Genomic DNA, 20,083 nt, shown 5'->3' with positions numbered 1-20,083 from the left:
AACAGCGGCTTTTTTATTAACCAATTTGAATGTTGGCTTGAGGATGCTTGAGACGACTCTTTTTAGGAGTAGCAATTAAATACGCCAGTGTTAAAGGCCCAAGTCTCCCAGCAAACATAAGTAAACTTAATATAAACAGGCTACCGTTATGTAAATCTGGCGTAATACCTCGAGAAAGCCCAACTGTACAGGCTGCTGAAACGACTTCAAATAGTAAGTTCATAAAGTCGGCTTTTGGTTCTAAAAGCAAAAGTACAAAGAACCCAATAAATATGAGAATGCTGGTAATTGCAGTAACTGCTAGCGCCTTATAAGTAGTTTCGTGAGAAACAGAATGATTAAAAACCCTGATTTCATCAGTACGTCTTAAAAAGGACAGGACACTTAAAACCAATATGACAAAAGTACCTACTTTTATACCGCCAGCAGTACTTAATGAACCACCGCCAATAAACATAAGTAGCATCATAAGCAAAGAACTACTATTAGTCATTGCACCTGTGTCAATGGTGTTAAACCCTGAAGATCGTGGAACAGTCGCTTGGAACCAAGCATGTAAAGCTTGATCACCTACGCTTAGCATTCCTAGCGTATGAGGGTTTTGTGCTTCCATTGCCCAAATTAAAATAAAGGCCACTAAATTAATAATGGCAATAGTCGTTAAGATCAGTTTGCTATTTGGGCTAAGTTTTTTCCATTTTTTATTTTGTTTAATATCCATGAGAACTAAAAAGCCAAGTCCACCTATTGTATAAAGCAAACTTACCGTAAGGCAGATCACGTAGTTGTTTTGAAAACCCATTAAACTATTATTAAATAATGAAAAACCGGCATTATTAAACGAAGAGATACTATAAAAAATTGCATAATACAAACCACGAGCGAAGCCAAAAGCTGGTGTAAATGCACAGGTGAGAATGACTATGCCGATCAGTTCAAATAGGAGAGTATAAGTCACTACTCCTTTAGCTACGAAGGTTACTTTTGATAGGCTCGTTTGACCGAGGCTATCCTGAGCCATCATTTGCTGCTTAAGACCAATTTTAGGCGAAAGGCTTAGTGCGGCCAAAATAGCAAAAGTCATGAAGCCCAAACCACCTGATTGAATCAACAATAAAATAATGACTTGCCCAAAAAGTGTAAAAGATTCATGAATATTTAGAACGGATAAACCTGTAATCGTAACTGCTGACGTTGCTGTAAATAATGCATCCATCCAGCTGACATGACCGTTATTGGCAATGGGAAGTTTAAGTAATAATGTGCCAAAGACAATAAAGCCTAGAAAACCCAGCGCTAAAAGAGAAGGTGGGCTTAGGTTTAATGTTTTATGTGGTTTAGGCTTAAGAGACATATTTTTGGGTTCGTTTTTATAGGAAACAATTAGAGAGCTTTTTAAGTTGCTGTAAATGACCTTCTAAAATAAGAATATCATGCGTTTGTAGGGTAAAAGTCTCTTCAGTTTCAAATAAAATTTGCTGCTGTCGTTTTACAAGTAGAGTTTTAACTTGCGGTGCTTGTTGCATAATCCCATACAAATTAATGCCATTTAATTTCTCGGGAATATCGATTTTCACAATATAGTGATCATCATCTAAAGACATGTAACGACTTACCATTGGATAATTAAGTGCTTGCGCAACACGTACACCCATGTCTTCTTCAGGATGAATGATTTTATTGATATTGAGGTGAGACAAAATTGTGTGATGAGCCTTTGTCTTTGCTTTTACCCAAATTTTATCAATACCAAGATTTTTTAAATTCAGCACACATAAAATACTAGCCTCAATATCTTCACCAATTGCAACAACAACCGCATCACAATTTTGAATGTTTAATTCATCCAGTACATATTCATCAGTAGCATCAGCAATGACAGCATGAGTTAAAACATCGGCAAGATTTTCAACATTCTTTTTGACTGTATCAATGCCAATAACATCATGATTTAATTTTGTGAGTTCTTGAGCAACTGTTGCTCCAAAACTTCCCAAGCCGATGACCGCGAACTGTGCCATAAATAACCTTTTATACTTAATTAGGGCTTTATTTTTAATGATATTTTCTTTGAGATAAAGAGAAGCAATGTAAATATAGAAAATATTGGGCTCAAATAATAAAAAAGCCGACAAATTTGTCAGCTTTTTTATAAAACAAAGATTATTTCAAGAAACGTTTATAGCCCACATTGTCAGTAATTTCTGCGTATGGGTAGCTAATTTGTTCTAGGGTTTCAATTAAACCATCTGGATTTTGTTTGGCATCTGTTGCTTGTAAGCCAACCAATACACGGCCTTCTGCAGCACCATGGTTACGGTAATGGAACAGCGTAATATTGTGGGTTGGACCTAAACGAGTTAAGAATGTGAGTAATGCACCTGGACGTTCAGGGAATTCAACACGGAACAATCTTTCATCATCTAGATTAGCATGACCGCCAATTAAATAACGAATATGCAATTTAGCAACTTCATCATCAGATAAATCATCTACAACATAATTTTGCTGTTTAAGTTGTTCTAAAATTTCATGACGTTCAGCGTCACCACCTTTTAAGCTAATACCCACAAAAACTTGTGCTTCTTCTGTGTTATTTGCACGGTAGTTAAACTCGGTAATATTACGGCCCTGTAGAGCACGGCAGAAACCTAAGAATGCGCCTTTTTCTTCAGAAAGTGTCACCGCGTAAATTGCTTCACGTTGTTCACCGAGCTCAGTACGCTCTGCAATGTAACGTAAGCGGTCAAAGTTCATGTTGGCACCGCAAACAATCGATACCATGTTTTTACCGCTAATTTTATGCTCCGCTACATATTTTTTGATACCAGCTAGGGCCATTGCACCTGATGGTTCAACAATGCTACGGTTTTCATCAAAAGTATCTTTAATTGCGGCACAGATTTCATCTGTATTAACAGTGACAATGTCAGGATCAACAATTGGGCCAGAGTTATCTGATTTACGAAGACGAACAATATCAAACGGTAAAGCACCAATTTGTGCAACAGCAGTACCATCTGCAAATAAACCTACATGTGGCAAGATTACACGTTCATTGGCTTCAAGCGCTGCTTTTAAACACGCAGACTCTTCATATTCAACACCAATGACTTTTACATGTGGTGCAACTTCACCTAAGTAAGCTGCTACACCCGCAATTAAACCGCCACCACCTACAGCAACGAACACGTATTCCACATCGCGCCATTGACGCAATATTTCATTTGCAATAGTACCTTGACCAGCAATAACCAATTCATCGTCATAAGGAGGAATAAAAACTAATCCTTCTGCTTCGGCACGCTGCTGAGCGTATTTATTTGCAATATCAAAGCTATCACCATGTAATACAACTTGCCCACCTAAACGCTTAACTGCCTGAACCTTAATATCAGGAGTAGTGCTTGGCATAACAATAATTGCAGGAATTCCTAAACGTTGACCAGACAATGCTACGCCTTGTGCATGGTTGCCAGCAGATGCGCAAATTACACCACGTTCAAGTTGTTCTTTCGGTAATTGGCTAATACGGTTATAAGCACCGCGTAATTTAAAAGAAAAAACCGGTTGTAAATCTTCACGCTTAAAACGAATTGTATTATTTAATTTTTGACTAATTCGTGGAGCTGCTTCGAGAGGTGTTTCAATTGCAACATCATAAACCGTTGCTTGTAAAATTTGTCGTACCACACGAGACAGCATGTTCATCTTCCCTATAACAGTTTAAAATAGGAAATTATTGTAGCAAACCCTTGTGCATTTGCGCCGTTTATTGGCGCATAAATGTCAAAAAATAGTTGAGTGATGTAATGAGCCTATATGCAACCCAAGATGAAAAGAAACAAGCTGCTGCGAAAGCTGCTTTAAAACACTTACCCAAAGGTGGCATTTTGGGGGTAGGAACTGGAAGTACTGTAAATTTTCTAATTGACTTATTGCCTGAACTACAATTAGAAGCAGCAGTGGCAAGTTCTCAAGCAACAGCAGATCGTCTTAAAAAATTAGGTATCGAAGTGGTTGATATGAACCATGTAGGCAGCCTTGATGCTTATGTTGATGGTGCAGATGAGATTGATCGTCACATGCATATGATCAAAGGCGGCGGCGCAGCATTAACTCGTGAAAAAATTGTAGCTTCAATTGCTAAAAAGTTTGTATGTATCGTTGATGATTCAAAATGGGTTGATCAACTTGGTCGTGATTTCCCATTACCAGTAGAAGTAATTCCAATGGCGCGCTCTGCTGTAGCTCGTAAATTGGTTAGCTTAGGTGGTGATCCGGTTTATCGTGAAGGTGTGGTAACAGATAACGGAAACGTTATTTTAGATGTATTTAATTTGAACATCTTAAATGCAATTGATTTGGAAAAGACAATCAACAATATTCCGGGTGTTGTGACTAACGGTATTTTTGCGTTAAATCCAGCAACGATTGCAATTGTTGCAACAAATAATGGTATTGAAGAGCGTACTGCACAGTAATGTCTGTGGAAATGCCAGAAATTAAAATTGTTCGTCACGTAAGGGCAAGAAAATTGCGCTTACGTGTTGAGCCTGCGTCTATACGACTCACTGTCCCGCTATTTTGTAGTAAGAAACAAATTCAGCAGTTTTTGGCTCAGTCTGAACAATGGTTGATCGAGACATGGAATAAACAGCACTACGCTCAATCTACATCGTTTGAGATTCCTTCAGAAATTTCTTTTTTTAATAGAGAGCAGCCTTTTCAAATTGTTGTACAGAAGCAACATCGCATTTTTCAATTTGATTGGGAAAATAATCGTTTATTTATTAAAGACCAGCAAACCTATCAAGCCTTACAAAGCGCTGTTATTGCTTATGCCAAACAAGAGTTACCAGCATTTTTGTCAGAGCTTAGCCAAAAAACTCGGTTGAGTTATGCAGAGTGTGCTATCCGACGTCCTAAAACTCGTTGGGGAAGTTGCAGTAGTCAACATAATATTATGCTGCATGCAGGTCTGGTTCTTATGCCTGCTCAAATTACCCGTTATGTTTGCATTCATGAATTAGCTCACACCAAACACTTCGACCATAGTCCTGCTTTTTGGGCCGAAGTTGCAAAGTTCGACCCAAACTATATGCAGCATCGCAGACAATTAAAAGGTAACCCATTGCCTGCGTGGTGGTATGTGACAGCTTAGCTAAAGCTACATTCTAATTGTGTTGTTTGTAAGACATCTGGTGCTTTGCGGCTATCAAGGCCTGCTTGAGCACTAATAATCTTATTCGCTTTAATATGTAGCTGTATAAAATTATATTGCTGTGTTGAATTGTTGGGTTCAGACGAACTTGAGTTAAGTAAGTAGCTATAACTTGCAGCGTCGGTTTGCAGTAAATTATCTGTACTATCTGCGCTTAAGGCTGAGCGATAACTTAGTGAACCTTGAATTAACTCAATTTGGCCATTAGCACGGAAATTAAGTTGGCAACCCGATGCGCTGTTTTCATAGTGACCAACTAAATAGTCCGTAGCAGGCAGTTTAGGGTCAGATATATTGATGCTAGTTAAGCCTTGTTTACATGGATAAGCCGAATCATTACAACTTGTTGTAATACCACTAAATCCTACGGCACGTCGGTAGTCACCAGCACCATCTATACGGAAAAAGTCAGTTGTATTTCCAGAAGGCACAACTCCAGAATAGAGTTTTTTCTGCAAAAGAACATATCCTGTTTGATCTAAACTGGACTGACTTTGTGCATCTGCTAGTTGCAATGTGGCAGCTTTTAAATTGGTAGCAAAATAATCGCGAGTCGCTTTTTGATTGGCTGCTATGTCCAAAAGCGTATTTTTTACAGGGTCAATATTATCTGGCGATGGACTAAAAATAGGTGTCATGGTTGTATTGTCACCATTAAGCTTTTTGCCGTCTAAATATCCATCTTTTAAATCGGTGGCAAGACTATTTGTAAGTTCTTGATATGCATTGGTACTACCATGAATCGTATTCCAGTATTGTAAATATCCGAAACTCAGATAGCTATCTACATAAGTACTAGGCTGTTTAGTTGAATACTGTAATAAATTTAGTACAGTCAGCGGGCTAGCTGGGCTTAAGCTTGGAATGGCAGCATCTTTAAACGCACTAATAAGAGCGGTGTAAACATCTTGAGAAGCCAAATCAACATGTGATTGTTCAATACGGGTCGGGTCTATCGTTTCTTGTGGAAGTTGGCCTGAACGAATTACGGCACGCTGATAAATCGCTTCTGAACTTGGGCTAATCGGCTGCGTTTTATTGCTTATTGAACTTGGAGTAATAAAAGCGTGATAGACGCCAGAAATGTTCTCATATTTAGAATTAATTGGATCAAATACCTGAGATGAGGCTTGAGTTGTGACTTCTACTCGATAAAGCCGATTCAACTTGGTACTTGAAAGTTTAATATTATAACTTGTTAAACTGGCAACTTGGGTATCAATCAAAATACTATTGTCGGTGTTGTCATAGACTTTGAGTTGCACATTGCGCATTTCGACGGGGGTTTTAAGTGTAAAATCTGTCGTGACTTCAGGAGTTGGCACAGTCGGTGTCGGAGTGCTAGATGAACCTCCGCTACTACTGCCACCACCACATCCAACAAGGGCTGCGCTTAAAATTAAAGTACTAAGGCCGAGATAAGTGCACAACTTTGTTTGTTTTGATTGATTAAGCATCCTAGCTCTCCACAAATGAATCTGGTATTTATTTACTGATATTTGTTTGGTTCTGACAGACCAGCAAGTGCTATGTAATTAACGCTAAAAAATAAAAAAATTAAAATTACCAAGCATGAAATGGTTTTGTAAGCCTGGACATCCTGTCATACTACCGCAAGTATAGATTCAATATTTGAGGTAATGCACGTGATTTCTGTCGGAATTGTTGGTGGGACTGGTTATACAGGCGTTGAACTATTACGTATTTTATTACGACATCCAAAAGCGCAGGTTCGAGTTCTTACTTCACGTACAGAAGCAGGCAAACCAGTTGCTGATATGTTCCCAAACTTACGTGGACATACAGATCTTCAATTTTCAGATTTAAATATTGATGCATTAAAAGAATGTGATGTTGTATTTTTTGCAACTCCACATGGTGTTGCAATGCAGCACGCAAAAGATTTGATCGAAGCTGGAACTAAAGTTATTGATTTGGCAGCAGACTTTCGTTTACAAAATCTTGAACAGTTTGAAAAATGGTATGGTATGGAACATGCGTGCCCAGACGTACTAAAAGATTCTGTTTATGGTTTAACCGAGTTAAATCGTGAAAAAATCAAGCAAGCTCAAGTCATTGGTAACCCAGGTTGTTACCCAACAACTGTCCAACTGGGCTTGGCTCCACTTTTAAAATCAGCACAAGCATTAATTGAAACAAAGAATATTATTATTGATGCAAAATCTGGTGTTTCTGGTGCTGGTCGTAAAGCAAGTTTGGGCATGATTTACAGTGAAAATGCGGATAACTTTAAAGCTTATGGTGTTGCGGGACATCGCCATCATCCTGAGATTGTAGAAGCTTTGGAAAATATTGCAGGCGAAAAAGATGTTTTTGAAGGTCTTTTGTTTGTTCCACACTTAGTACCGATGATTCGCGGTATGTTGAGTACAATTTACGTGGACTTGACAGAGGCGGGGAAACAAACAGATATACAAGCTTTGTATGAAAACTTCTATGCAAATGAAAAATTTGTAGATGTCATGCCTGCCAATAGTTCACCTGAAACACGTAGTGTACGTGGGGCAAATGAATTACGCATTGCTTTGTATAAACCACAACCAAATAAACTCATTATTTTGGCCGCTCAAGATAACCTTGTAAAAGGAGCATCTGGACAAGCTGTACAAAATATGAACCTTATGTTTGGCTTTAATGAAGATGAAGGCTTACAAGGGATTGGTTTATTACCATAAAAAACTCTTTTTTGCTTCACACACATTTAAATTTCGATTTAAATGTGTGTCTTGACTCTGATCTTAAACACTGAGATGACGATGCAAAACTCGGAACAGACGACTTCTGTAGAAAGTTCGTTGCAAAAGAAAAAATTTTTAAACACCAATAAGCCTTTGTTTATTGGTGCTGCTATTTTAATGAGTGGTTGTTTTGCGCTCGGCTATACAATTGGGCACCGTCAAGGTTTAACTGTTGTAGGTTACGATGCAGATGCAGAGCAATTGGTTGAAGTAGTGCAAAAACAAAAAACAGCGTTAGATGCAGTTAACAAAAGCCTGAACGCTGCTGTACAAGAGCGTGATGTTGCTGTTACAAATGCAAATGACTTGTTTACAGCACTTAATCAAGCCAATGCTGATAAAACGCAACAAGAAGGTATGAGTAATATCTACCGTGAAATTTTAAGACAACGTGGTGGATTAAGCTTAACCATTCAGGATTTGGCAATTAAACCGTTACCAGAAAACGCTTATGAATATCAGCTTGATTTGGTGCAGGTGAGTCCAAATAAACGCCGTGCTTCAGGTTCAGTTGAAATAAGACTGATTAAAGATACTGAAGTCTTGGTTGTGCCACTTGAAGATAAGAACTTTAACTTCACTGATTTTGAGCGTTTGACTGGCCGATGGACAATGCCTAAGGGCTTCACACCTCAGTATATCGAAGTACGTTTAATAGGTGGTTCTGAAACACCAGTGATTAAACGTTTTAGTTGGCAGCGCGGTAAACCTGTCGAAACACCTTCTGCTTTTGTTGCAGAAATTCCTCAAGCTGAAGCAAATTCACAATAGTAACATCATATGCGAACAAATAAGCGTCAAACAAATTTAAAAGATATTAAGGCTTCTTTTCAGCAGTCTGGCTATGTCGATTGGCACTTCAATCCACGCTTAAGTGATTCGCAAAACGAAGATCATGACGGAGAGATTGTTGTTCAAACAGCACCTCCCGAACTCAAGCGTCCTCCTTTATATGCGGTAGTATTATTGAACGACGATTACACGCCAATGGACTTTGTAATTGAAATTTTACAACAATACTTTGCAATGAATCTTGACCAAGCAACTCAAGTAATGCTAACAGTACACTATGAAGGTAAAGGTACTGCCGGGGTATATCCAAGAGACATCGCGGAAACCAAGGCAAACCTTGTTAATAATTACGCTCGATCGCAAGGTCATCCATTACTTTGCCAGATTAAGCCTAAAGCATAAGGGGGTCACATGCTCAGTCGTCAATTAGAAGTATCATTACGTTTGGCTGTTAGCATGGCTCGTCAAAAGAGACATGAGTTTCTTACAGTTGAACACTTACTATTAGCCTTACTCGATAACGATTCGGCTGTGAATGCATTAAAAGCATGCGGCGCTGATATTGTTTCTTTACGTAAAGAATTAGAAGAATATGTAGAACAACATACTCCTAAGCTTGGCGAAAATAGCGAGCAAGCTCCACATCCAACAGAAAGTTTTGACCGCATTTTGCAACGTGCAATTTTCCATGTGCAATCAAGTGGTGGTGATCGTACTGTTGAAGGTGCGGATGTTTTGGTCGCAATGTACTCAGAGCGTGATTCTTTTGCTGTTTATTTGCTTAAACGTCATCAAATTAATCGACTTACTTTGACTCAATATTTGTCTCATGGTACACGTAAAGACGAAGTGCAGGTTGAAGAAGAAGTTGAAGACATTGAGGGTGAAAGCAACTCAGGCAATGCTGGGCCATTAGAACTTTATACGCTTAATTTAAATGTTGAAGCGCAAAAGGGTAAAACTGACCCACTCATTGGTCGTGAAAAAGAAATTGAGCGTACAGCACAAATTCTTTGCCGCCGTCGCAAAAACAACCCATTACTAGTCGGGGATCCTGGGGTAGGTAAAACTTCAATTGCAGAAGGCCTTGCATGGCTCATTGTAAATGGTAAAGCACCAAAACCACTTAGCAACGCAGAGATTTATAGCCTAGATATAGGTGCATTGGTTGCTGGTACAAAATACCGTGGTGACTTTGAAAAACGTTTAAAACAACTGTTAAATGCTTTGAAGAAAAATCCAAATGCGATTTTATTCATTGATGAAATTCATATGATCATTGGTGCAGGCTCAAGTATGGGCAGCACAATGGATGCATCGAATCTTATTAAACCAGCATTGGCAAATGGTACTTTACGTTGTATCGGTTCAACGACTTTCCAAGAATATCGTCAGGTATTTGAAAAGGATCATGCGTTATCTCGTCGTTTCCAAAAAATTGACGTAAATGAACCAAGCATTTCTGAAACTATTGATATTTTACGTGGGTTGAAAACGAAGTTTGAGGATTTCCACCACGTACAGTATGACGACAAAGCTTTAGTTTCTGCGGTTGAGCTTTCTGCGAAATTTATTAATGATCGTTTCTTGCCGGATAAAGCGATTGATGTCATTGATGAAGCAGGTGCACAACGCCGCTTAAAAGCAGAAAGTGAAGACAGCTTAATTACTGTAGAAAATATCGAAGACATCGTTTCTAAAATTGCGCGAATTCCGCCTAAGACAGTGTCTAAAGATGATAAATCAGTACTTGAAAATCTTGAGCGTGACCTAAAACGTGTGGTATTTGGTCAAGATGAGGCAATTACTGCATTGGCTTCTGCAATCAAGTTGTCACGTGCTGGTTTGAAATCACCAGACAAGCCTGTTGGTAGCTTCGTCTTTGCTGGTCCAACGGGTGTTGGTAAAACAGAAGTCACTAAGCAGCTAGCGAAATTGTTAGGTGTAGAGCTTGTCCGTTTCGATATGTCTGAATATATGGAACGTCATGCTGTTTCTCGCTTAATTGGTGCTCCTCCAGGTTATGTTGGTTATGACCAAGGTGGTTTGCTCACAGATGCGATTCATAAAAATCCGCATTGTGTTTTATTGCTCGATGAAATTGAGAAAGCACATCCAGATGTGTTTAACCTGTTGTTGCAAATCATGGATCACGGTGCGTTAACTGACAATAATGGTCGTAAGTCAGACTTCAGAAATGTCATTATTGTATTGACGACAAACATTGGTGCAGAAAGCATTTCTCGTGCAAGCATTGGATTTACCGAGCAAGACCATAGCTCGGATAACCAAGAAGCTATGAAGCGTGCATTCTCTCCAGAGTTCCGTAACCGTCTAGACAGTGTTATTCAGTTTAAAGCTTTACCAACCACAGTGATTGAATCTGTAGTTGATAAATTCTTAACAGAATTACAAGCACAGCTAGATGAAAAACGTGTAGTTCTAGATGTAGATCAAAGTGCGCGTGACTGGTTAGCAACCAATGGTTATGACCGTTTAATGGGTGCTCGCCCAATGCAACGTCTCATTCAAGAACACTTGAAGAAACCATTAGCTGAAATGATTCTGTTTGGTGAACTTGCAGATCACGGTGGTAATGTGGCGGTATCAGTGAAGAAAGAAGATGGCAAGGCAGTTGGTCTAAAACTTGAAGTTTTTGAAGATCACCATACGGCAGAACCAGCTTAATTTATGTTAATTGATAGTCTTTCTATAACCCGAATACTTAGTGTGCTCGGGTTATTTATTATTACTGCGATCGCTGAGATTTTAGGCTGTTACTTTCCTTATCTTATTTTAAAAGAAGGGAAGTCTGCTTGGTTGTGGATCCCTACAGCCTTAAGCTTAGCGATCTTTGTTTGGTTACTTACATTACATCCAGCTGCTTCTGGGCGCATTTATGCGGCCTATGGCGGTATTTATATTTTTACTGCACTCATGTGGCTTCGTTTTGTCGATCAGGTCGCTTTAACGAGATGGGATGTTTTAGGTGGCTTTATAGTGCTTTGTGGTGCAAGTTTGATTATTTTGCAGCCGCAAGGATTAATTCGCTAATGATGAAGTGAGCAATTAAATTTTAAGTAAAAAATAAGAAACTTTTTCGCAAAAAATACTTGTCAAATTCATCAACAATGCGTATTTTAGATTTAAGGAACATTTTTTAATATTTGAGATAAAGATGTTAAATCAATCTGTGAATTCTAACGCTTACTTTTATTTCTGGCAATTTAGATAGTTGCCTGAGCGTATTCGGGCATGAAAGTTGCCCATCACAGTTAATACCTGATCGGCAACCCCGATCAGGTTTTTTTATGCTTTATCTTTTTCAAATCGAGGAACTCAAAATGAACAACATGACTTATTCATACTTTAGCAACTTTTATTGGTTTTACTTTTGCTTACCTTTGCCAACGAATAGATCCAAAACGCTCAAATAAATGATCGGACTGATTCGGTTTCAGTCCAAAGGAAAAGACCAATGAATGCTTTAAATACTTTACTAACTCAAAGTAATACAAAAGAAACACCAGTTAGTTTACCTCTCCAGTTAAAAGCTAAATATCCGCTTGTGCAGACCTTCGCACGTCAAATTGCAGAACACCGTCAAATTATTCAAAATATTCTTGCTGGTAAAGATCAGCGTTTAATGGTTATTACAGGACCATGTTCAATTCATGACCCAGTTGCGGTTCTTGAATACGCAGAAAAACTGCAAAAATTACAAGAAAAAGTTAAAGATCAAATATTCATTGTGATGCGTGCTTATATTGAAAAGCCGCGTACAACTGTAGGTTGGAAGGGGTACATGTATGACCCAAACCTTGATGGTTCATCCAATCTACAATTAGGTTTAGAAAAATCACGCGAGCTTTATTTGCAAATTATTGAAAAGGGTTTGCCGATTGCGAGCGAAATTTTAAGTCCAATGGCAACTGGTTATTTTGATGATTTGTTGGCTTGGGGCGCAATTGGTGCACGTACCAGCGAGTCTCAAATTCACCGTGAAATCTCAAGTCATATGCCATACAGTATTGGTTTCAAAAATGGTACAGATGGTTCGATTCAAATTGCTTTAGATGCTATTCAGTCGGCACAAAATGAGCATCAATTTCTAGGAATGAATCAGCAAGGTTTACCTTCTGTTATTCAGAGTGCCGGCAACCCATTACCACACTTAATTTTGCGTGGAGCGAATCATGGTCCTAATTATGATTTAGCTTCAATTCAGGCAATACGTGAAAAACATAAGCAAAATCTTCCTCCTTTAGTCATTGACTGTAGTCATGGCAATAGTGGTAAAGACCCTTTACGTCAGCCAGAGGTTTTGCAGCAAATCGTTGCTGAACGCTTAAAAACTCAGGTGAAGGGTGTCATGATTGAAAGTCATTTAGTTGATGGTAATCAGAAAATTTCGTGTGAAATGACGTATGGTCAGTCGGTAACGGATGGTTGTTTAGGGTGGGATAAAACTGAACGGCTTTTATTAAATGTTGCTAAACAGTTAAAAGCAAGTGAATTAGCTCATTCGGCTTAATGATGTATACATTTAAAAAGGGATCTGTTTTAGCAGATCCCTTTTTTTTAAGAGGCATGTTTAAGTTCGGATAAAAAAGTAGTGATTTCATGCCCGAATTTTTTTGGCTCGGTTAATAATGGCGTGTGACCTGAACGCTCAAAATAAATTGTTTTTGCATGTTCGACACTATGTGCAATCAGTGTCTGACCAGTTTCTGGATAGAGTGTGGAATTACGGCCAATAAAGAAAGTTGTTGGGCACTGTAATTGTTGCAATGCCTCACGATAGTCTTCATTGTGAAAAAGATAATTTTCGACGTACCAAAATAAGTAGTCTAAGCGTTGAATCGGTAATAAGTATTTCTGTAAAAATGGCTGTTTTAACGCAGTTTTAAAAACAAATGGACTAAAAGGATTGCTACTTTGTAATTCAATAAAATCTACCCACAAACGTACCAATTTTTGACGGTCTGGAAGTGATAACTCATAAAGATATTTAGCATTTTTATGTTTTGATAATAATTGATAAATATCATTGAGTAATTGTTTAAATTGGGCATGTAATGGTCCGAATAAACCATATTGCCATGTCGCATCTACAGATATTTTAGGCGTTTGATCAATATGTAAATAAGCTTTTAACTGCTGAGCAAGATGAGCATGCTTCATACCATGCATTGCAGTGGTAGCACCCATTGAATAGCCCATTAAAATAAAGTGATCAAGTTTTAGTTGTTCAATTAAATGAGCGACATCTTGCCAGTGGCTTGATATGGCATCTTGCTCGGGAATAGCACAGTTTTTTGAACCGCCAAAACCACGCCAGTCAGGAATAATAAATTCATATTCTTTACGATTTGCGTAGATAAACGGTAGCCATTGCCAACTTTGCATACCTAGACCAGATAATACTAATACTGGTTCACCACGACCAACACGGCGTACAAATAATTTTTCCTGATCGGGCATGGTGTAATAAGGCATGGTTATTCTCCAGATGCGTTATCTTGAGCAAAAAGTTTTAATTGTGGGATGACCTGTTCTAACCATTTGATCCACTCAGTTTCCATAGTGATACCGAGTTCCAAGATCATTTTGTGGATATATAACACTCGATTATTCAAGTCATCACTATCTTTAAAATCTTTATCGTAAATATTTTGGTAAAGCTTAAGCTTTTCTTGGTGTAAGCCAAGATGTCGTAACAGTTCGGGTAATATTTGATTATTGCCCAATTGTGCCTCGGCACGCAATCTTACCATTAAGTCATCTCTAAGCTGAGCGGGTTCACTTTGCTGTGTCATCCATGAGGCAAGTTCTATACGCCCAAGTTGTTCGACTTGATAAGTCTTTTTTCGGCCGCTATCCATCTCATTTTCTAAAGTAGAAACCCAGCCTTTTTTTAGCATGTTATTGAGTTCACGATAAATTTGCTGATGTGTGGCATTCCAGAAAAAGCCCATAGAGCGGTCAAAACGGCGAGCGAGTTCAAAGCCAGTGCTTGGACGTTCTAGTAAGCTGGTTAGTAAAACATGGGGAAGTGACATGGCAATCCGTTTGTAAGCAAAAGTAAAGTGTGACTCATAAGATTATGCAACATGTTGCATAAAAGTCAAAATTTGATTATAAATTTGTGCAACAAGTTGCATTAAGCAAGCAGATTAGCAAGCCAAGGAGTTGTTATGTCGTTATATCCACATTTATTAAAACCATTAGATTTAGGTTTTACGACATTAAAAAATCGCGTATTGATGGGGTCTATGCACGTTGGTCTAGAAGAAGCGCCAGGTGGTTATGAGCGCATGGCGGCTTTTTATGCGGAACGTGCTAAAGGAGATGTTGGTCTTATTGTTACTGGCGGTATTGCACCTAATCAGGCAGGTTTAACCTTTGCTCATGCTTCTAAGCTAGATAGCACAGAAGAAGCCGAAAAACATAAAGTCATTACCGAAGCTGTACATGCTGCTGGCGGAAAGATTGCTTTACAGATATTACATACGGGTCGATATTCTTATCAGCCAGAGATTGTTGCACCTTCGGCAATTCAGGCACCGATTAATCCAATTAAACCTAAAGCAATGACTTCTGCAGAGGTTCAACAAACGATTGATGATTTTGCAAACTGTGCGAAGCTTGCTCAATACGCTGGATATGACGGCGTTGAGATTATGGGTTCTGAAGGTTATTTAATTAATGAGTTTATAGCAGCAAGAACAAACCATCGTGATGATGAATGGGGTGGTAGCTATGAAAACCGTATTCGTTTTCCTATCGAGATTGTAAAACGTACACGTGAAATAGTGGGTGAAAACTTTATTATTATTTACCGTTTATCAATGCTTGATTTAGTTGAAGGCGGATCTACTTTAGAAGAAGTGATTCAACTTGCTAAAGCGATTGAAAAAGCTGGCGCTACGATCATTAATACGGGTATTGGCTGGCATGAAGCTCGTATACCAACAATTGCCACTAAAGTTCCAAGAGCTGCATTTACTTGGGTCACTGAAAAATTAAAAGGTGAAGTTTCCGTTCCATTAATTACCTCAAACCGTATTAATACCCCAGAAATGGCTGAACATGTATTGGCATCGGGTCATGCAGATATGGTTTCAATGGCACGTCCAATGCTTGCAGATCCTGAGTTTGTTTTAAAAGCAAGTGAAGGTCGTAGTGATGAAATCAATACCTGTATTGGCTGTAACCAAGCGTGTCTTGATCATATTTTCTCTATGAAAATCGCAACATGTCTAGTTAACCCTCGCGCATGTTATGAAACAGAACTTATTTTTAAAGAAGCACAAAAACAGAAGAATATCGCTGTCATTGGTGCAGGACCAGCAGGTTTAAGTTTTGCTGTATATGCGGCAGATCGTGGACACCAACTTAAAATCTTTGAAGCAAGTCATCAAATTGGTGGGCAGTTTAACATTGCTAAAACTGTGCCTGGTAAAGAAGAGTTCTACGAAACATTACGTTATTTTAATCGTCAAATTGAATTACGTCCGAACATTGAACTTGTATTAAATCATAAAGCGACTTATGAAGAGTTAAGTCAATCAAACTTCGATGAAATTGTAGTTGCAACTGGTGTAACACCTCGTCAATTACAATTTGAAGGTATTGATCATCCAAAAGTACTGAGCTACTTACAAGTACTTAAAGAGCGTGTACCAGTAGGTCAGCGTGTTGCCATTATTGGGGCAGGTGGTATCGGTTTTGATACAGCTGAGTACCTAACCCATGAAGGTGAGAGTGGTAGTTTAAATCCAGAAAAATTTTATGAAGAGTGGGGTATTGATACTCACTATGAACACGTTGGTGGTTTAAAGCAGCCGAAAGTTGAAGCTTCTGAACGAGAAATCTATTTGTTACAACGTAAAGCTTCTTCAGTAGGTGCGGGACTAGGTAAAACGACTGGTTGGATTCACCGTACAGGGCTTAAGAACAGAAATGTGAAAATGTTGGCAGGCGTACAGTATGACAAAGTAGATGATCAAGGACTTCATATTACTGTTGATGGAAAACCAACAGTGCTTGAAGTTGATAACGTAGTGATTTGCGCAGGCCAAGAATCATTTACTGCAATGTATGACCAATTAAAAGCAGATGGTAAGAATGTTCATTTGATTGGTGGTGCTAAAGAAGCAGGTGAACTAGATGCTAAACGTGCTATTCGTCAAGGTGCTGAACTAGCAGCGGTTCTTTAATGATTTCAATGAGCACTGTCTTGGGTAAGAGAGTGCTCATGACTAAAAACTATTTGAAGGAAAAATAAAAAATGACACTCGAAACAACTAAACAGTCATTAGAAAAATGGCATCACATGGTTAAATCAAATGACTTATCGAACTTAAATGATTTGCTGGCAGATGAAGTCGTTTTCCGTTCACCAGTCGCTTATAAACCTTATGAGGGAAGACAAGTTGTTTTCTTTATTCTTACTAATGTGATTCAAGTATTCCAAAATTTTACCTATCACAGAGAGTTTTACACAGAAGATGGTAAAAATGTAGTACTGGAGTTTAGTGCGAATGTAGGTGATAAATCATTAAAAGGGATTGACATGATTCGTTTTAATGAACAGGGTAAAATTATTGATTTTGAAGTAATGATTCGTCCAATGAGTGGTTTAGCTGCATTAGCTGAGCAAATGGGTATAAGAATAGCTCAATTTAAACCTCAATAATTTTGTTAAATAGCCTAAGAATATTGAGGTATATAAAATGTGGTTAAAACTTTCAACATTGCTTTTATTGCCCGTATTATTTGTACAAGGCAGTAAAGTTCGAAAGAACACGCCACGTTTAGCAGAAGCCAAAGGTGAACGAGAAGGTTGTATCGGTCAAGGCAAGCCTTTATCCCTGCTTATTTTGGGAGATTCTGCCGCAGCAGGTGTCGGTGTAGAAAATCAGAAAGATGCCTTGTCTGGTGCTATTATTCAAGAACTGCAAAATGAATTTTCCCTGCAATGGAAACTTCATGCTAAAACTGGTGATACAACTCCACAAGTTTTTAATGCTTTACAGCATTTAGACGAGCAGAAGTATGATGTGATTGTGACATCTATTGGTGTAAACGATGTTACGAAATTTACTTCTGCTAAATCATGGATTAAACAACAGAAGCAATTATTTGAGCACATACAGAAACGTTTTCAGCCAAAGTTGATTATCGTTTCCGGTGTGCCTCCAATGCAACATTTCCCTGCTTTACCCAATCCACTAGCTTGGTTATTTGGGCAATATGCAGAGCAAATGAATCAAAAATTACAACAATGGTTAGCACCGCAGAGCCAGTTTAAGTTTCTTCAATACGATATTGAAACTTTTCAAGCCATGAATTTGACAATGGCAAGTGATGGTTTTCATCCTAGTAAGGAAGTTTACGCAATTTGGGGAAGGCAGGTTGCTGCTTTAGTGCGGCAATCATTTAACTCATAGTCAGAGGTAGTCATTGGACATGGGCATATCTGTTTTTAGTAAAATTAAAGATTTCGGTTCAGAGCTGTTTGATTTAGTGTTAGGTGCTGAGCATCCAAAAGTTTATTATGATCCTCAAGGGCAAATAAAAGATGTGTTGGAGAAGCTTCCTCAACTCAAACAGAAATATCGACCTACGCCTTGGTTAACCAATAGTCATGTCCATTTACTCTATTTTGATCTTATTAGAAAACAATCAATAAAATTAGAGTATGACCGCATTGATCAACTAACCATGAGTGATGGTGGGATTACCGCTATAGCTTGGTATGGATATGACTTACCGGCAGATACTCCAACAATTGTAATTATGCATACTATTACAGGTACGCCTGAAAGTATGCGTGAGTTAGTACGTGATTTGAATCAATATACAGGCTGGCGAATTGCACTATGCCTGCGCCGTGGGCACGCAGGTTTGCCAATGCCTGTGCCGCAAATTTCTCTTTTTGGATCTACCAGTGATTTAAAAGAACAGCTTAACTATATTCAAAGTTTATTTCCGACATCAGATTTATATGCAGTAGGTTCTTCAGCAGGTACTGGCTTGCTTGTTCGTTATTTAGGTGAACAAGGCGAAGATACACCTTTTAAAGCTGCTTTTGCGATGTGCCCGGGTTATAACACGGAAATTGGTTTTAAAAATGTTCATCCTTTTTACAGTAAAATGATGACGAAAAAACTCTTCAAGTATTTTATTTATCCGTATCAAAATACGTGGAGCAAAATAGCATCTTTAGAAAAAGTCTTATCGACGACCAATTTAGAAGAATTTGAAAAAGAATACTTTGAAATGGCAGGTTTTCAAGATTACGAGACTTACTCTAAATCTATTAACCCGATTTATGTGTTTGAAAATATCAAAATTCCATTAATGATTCTTAATGCAGAAGATGACCCTGTTTGCTCTATTAAAAATTTAGAACCTTATAAAGAGCCAATTCAGCAAATGAGTACTGTTGCTGTAGTCACAACTAAAAAGGGAAGTCATTGTGCATTTTATGAAGGATGGCGCAGTACATCATGGGCAGCACGTCTTATGTCTGATTATTTTCTAATTGAACGTAATAAATAGATAATTATTGAATATATAAGTGAAGCTCAAATTTTGGGCTTTATTTTATATCTTAAAATAAGAGCGGTATTGCTTCATTTTTCCAAGTTTTTGAATTGAAATTTAAATGAATTTAATCTGTTTTTATTATGAATTTTGTATAAATGCCCAAATCAAAAAAATTAATTTGGGCATTATTAAAACAGAAGCTTAGTTTTTAAGTGCTGGTGTTGCAGCAGCAATTGCAGCAGCAACTGCGTCATCTTCTGTCTTCGCAGGCTCAGTTGCCTTAGCTGGTTTAGACTGAGCCTTTTCAGGTTTAGGTTCTGCTTTAGGCTCAGGTTTTTTTTCAGGTTTAGGTTCTACCTTTGGTGTCTCAGATTTAGGTTGTTCAGCAACTTGTGTCTGTGAAGATTCAGCAGAATGCGCAGGACGGGTTTCTCGGCGAATTTCAGTTGTAGTATTAGTTGTTTCTTCACGTTCAACTTCAACTTGTGGTTGCGCTGGAACTTGAGCTTCTTGATGAGTATCTACACTCTCTAAAGATTCAAATTTTGCAGGCTTCTCTGGTTGAGGTTCTGAAACAGCAGTTTCAACCTTGTCTTGCTCTTCTTCTTTCGGTGTCTCTTTTTTAACGCATGCGGTTAACAATAGTCCAGCCGCAATTGCAGCACAGATTAAAAGTTTTTTATTTGCCATTGCCCTAAACAACATTTAATTGAGGAATTGGCATTATAACAGTAAATAGCAATGAAAAAAT

19 protein-coding genes are annotated in these 20,083 nt (G+C 38.3%); 12 read left to right on the top strand and 7 right to left on the bottom strand.

Going from position 1 to position 20,083, the window contains the following annotated elements; genetic code table 11:
* Positions 1–16 precede the first annotated feature (16 nt).
* From HMPREF0014_RS12830 to ilvA, 3 genes are all read right to left on the bottom strand, one after another.
* Complete coding sequence (locus tag HMPREF0014_RS12830) at positions 17–1,354, bottom strand: TrkH family potassium uptake protein (protein ID WP_004886944.1); 1,338 nt, start codon at positions 1,352–1,354, stop codon at positions 17–19.
* Positions 1,355–1,370: 16 nt separating this feature from the next.
* Positions 1,371–2,021: a TrkA family potassium uptake protein gene (locus HMPREF0014_RS12825; RefSeq protein WP_004886946.1), complete on the bottom strand. Its 651-nt coding sequence runs from the start codon at positions 2,019–2,021 to the stop codon at positions 1,371–1,373.
* Positions 2,022–2,163: 142 nt separating this feature from the next.
* Positions 2,164–3,711 (bottom strand): threonine ammonia-lyase, biosynthetic, encoded by a 1,548-nt coding sequence (gene ilvA / locus HMPREF0014_RS12820; RefSeq protein ID WP_170318178.1) that lies wholly within the window; start codon positions 3,709–3,711, stop codon positions 2,164–2,166.
* A gap of 101 nt (positions 3,712–3,812) precedes the next feature.
* On the opposite strand from ilvA, the gene rpiA reads away from it, so the two are divergent.
* Together rpiA and HMPREF0014_RS12810 are read left to right on the top strand one after the other, a co-directional pair.
* The gene (gene rpiA / locus HMPREF0014_RS12815; RefSeq protein WP_000061060.1) at positions 3,813–4,484 is read left to right on the top strand and encodes a ribose-5-phosphate isomerase RpiA; all 672 of its coding nucleotides are present in this window, start codon (positions 3,813–3,815) and stop codon (positions 4,482–4,484) included.
* Complete coding sequence (locus HMPREF0014_RS12810) at positions 4,484–5,164, top strand: SprT family zinc-dependent metalloprotease (protein ID WP_004886949.1); 681 nt, start codon at positions 4,484–4,486, stop codon at positions 5,162–5,164. The genes rpiA and HMPREF0014_RS12810 overlap by 1 nt, the downstream gene beginning before the upstream one ends.
* On the opposite strand, the gene HMPREF0014_RS12805 is transcribed toward HMPREF0014_RS12810, so the two are convergent.
* Positions 5,161–6,681, bottom strand: coding sequence for a hypothetical protein (locus tag HMPREF0014_RS12805; RefSeq protein ID WP_006580887.1), 1,521 nt, complete (start codon positions 6,679–6,681; stop codon positions 5,161–5,163). The genes HMPREF0014_RS12810 and HMPREF0014_RS12805 overlap by 4 nt on opposite strands.
* 183 nt (positions 6,682–6,864) lie before the next feature.
* On the opposite strand from HMPREF0014_RS12805, the gene argC reads away from it, so the two are divergent.
* From argC to HMPREF0014_RS12775, 6 genes are all read left to right on the top strand, one after another.
* Complete coding sequence (gene argC, locus HMPREF0014_RS12800; protein WP_016805333.1) at positions 6,865–7,920, top strand: N-acetyl-gamma-glutamyl-phosphate reductase; 1,056 nt, start codon at positions 6,865–6,867, stop codon at positions 7,918–7,920.
* 75 nt (positions 7,921–7,995) lie between these two features.
* Entirely contained in the window at positions 7,996–8,754 is a 759-nt protein-coding gene (locus tag HMPREF0014_RS12795) for a DUF6776 family protein (RefSeq protein ID WP_079377015.1), read from the top strand.
* Positions 8,755–8,763: 9 nt separating this feature from the next.
* Positions 8,764–9,177: an ATP-dependent Clp protease adapter ClpS gene (clpS, locus tag HMPREF0014_RS12790; RefSeq protein WP_006580885.1), complete on the top strand. Its 414-nt coding sequence runs from the start codon at positions 8,764–8,766 to the stop codon at positions 9,175–9,177.
* Between the two features lie 9 nt (positions 9,178–9,186).
* On the top strand, positions 9,187–11,463 hold the full coding sequence (gene clpA, locus HMPREF0014_RS12785; RefSeq protein ID WP_002050677.1) for an ATP-dependent Clp protease ATP-binding subunit ClpA: 2,277 nt from the start codon (positions 9,187–9,189) through the stop codon (positions 11,461–11,463).
* Positions 11,464–11,466: 3 nt separating this feature from the next.
* Entirely contained in the window at positions 11,467–11,829 is a 363-nt protein-coding gene (locus HMPREF0014_RS12780; RefSeq protein ID WP_004886960.1) for a YnfA family protein, read from the top strand.
* Between the two features lie 424 nt (positions 11,830–12,253).
* Positions 12,254–13,309, top strand: a complete 1,056-nt coding sequence (locus HMPREF0014_RS12775; RefSeq protein ID WP_004886963.1) for a 3-deoxy-7-phosphoheptulonate synthase — start codon at positions 12,254–12,256, stop codon at positions 13,307–13,309.
* Between the two features lie 47 nt (positions 13,310–13,356).
* On the opposite strand, the gene HMPREF0014_RS12770 is transcribed toward HMPREF0014_RS12775, so the two are convergent.
* Together HMPREF0014_RS12770 and HMPREF0014_RS12765 are read right to left on the bottom strand one after the other, a co-directional pair.
* Positions 13,357–14,274, bottom strand: coding sequence for an alpha/beta hydrolase (locus tag HMPREF0014_RS12770; protein ID WP_002050701.1), 918 nt, complete (start codon positions 14,272–14,274; stop codon positions 13,357–13,359).
* Positions 14,275–14,276: 2 nt separating this feature from the next.
* Entirely contained in the window at positions 14,277–14,837 is a 561-nt protein-coding gene (locus HMPREF0014_RS12765) for a PadR family transcriptional regulator (protein ID WP_002050679.1), read from the bottom strand.
* Between the two features lie 135 nt (positions 14,838–14,972).
* Between HMPREF0014_RS12765 and HMPREF0014_RS12760 the strand changes: the two genes are divergently transcribed.
* From HMPREF0014_RS12760 to HMPREF0014_RS12745, 4 genes are all read left to right on the top strand, one after another.
* Positions 14,973–16,997: an NADPH-dependent 2,4-dienoyl-CoA reductase gene (locus tag HMPREF0014_RS12760; RefSeq protein WP_004886966.1), complete on the top strand. Its 2,025-nt coding sequence runs from the start codon at positions 14,973–14,975 to the stop codon at positions 16,995–16,997.
* Between the two features lie 71 nt (positions 16,998–17,068).
* On the top strand, positions 17,069–17,476 hold the full coding sequence (locus tag HMPREF0014_RS12755; protein ID WP_004886968.1) for a nuclear transport factor 2 family protein: 408 nt from the start codon (positions 17,069–17,071) through the stop codon (positions 17,474–17,476).
* A 37-nt stretch (positions 17,477–17,513) separates the two neighbouring features.
* Positions 17,514–18,230: an SGNH/GDSL hydrolase family protein gene (locus tag HMPREF0014_RS12750; RefSeq protein ID WP_004886970.1), complete on the top strand. Its 717-nt coding sequence runs from the start codon at positions 17,514–17,516 to the stop codon at positions 18,228–18,230.
* Between the two features lie 19 nt (positions 18,231–18,249).
* Complete coding sequence (locus HMPREF0014_RS12745; protein ID WP_020992236.1) at positions 18,250–19,344, top strand: alpha/beta fold hydrolase; 1,095 nt, start codon at positions 18,250–18,252, stop codon at positions 19,342–19,344.
* A gap of 189 nt (positions 19,345–19,533) precedes the next feature.
* On the opposite strand, the gene HMPREF0014_RS12740 is transcribed toward HMPREF0014_RS12745, so the two are convergent.
* Positions 19,534–20,022, bottom strand: coding sequence for a hypothetical protein (locus HMPREF0014_RS12740; RefSeq protein ID WP_002050668.1), 489 nt, complete (start codon positions 20,020–20,022; stop codon positions 19,534–19,536).
* Positions 20,023–20,083: the final 61 nt, after the last annotated feature.

Origin of the sequence: Acinetobacter sp. RUH 2624 (genome assembly GCF_000162375.2) — a bacterium.
GTDB classification, from domain to species: Bacteria; Pseudomonadota; Gammaproteobacteria; order Pseudomonadales; family Moraxellaceae; genus Acinetobacter; species Acinetobacter nosocomialis.
This window is presented reverse-complemented; position numbering and strand designations above follow the sequence as displayed.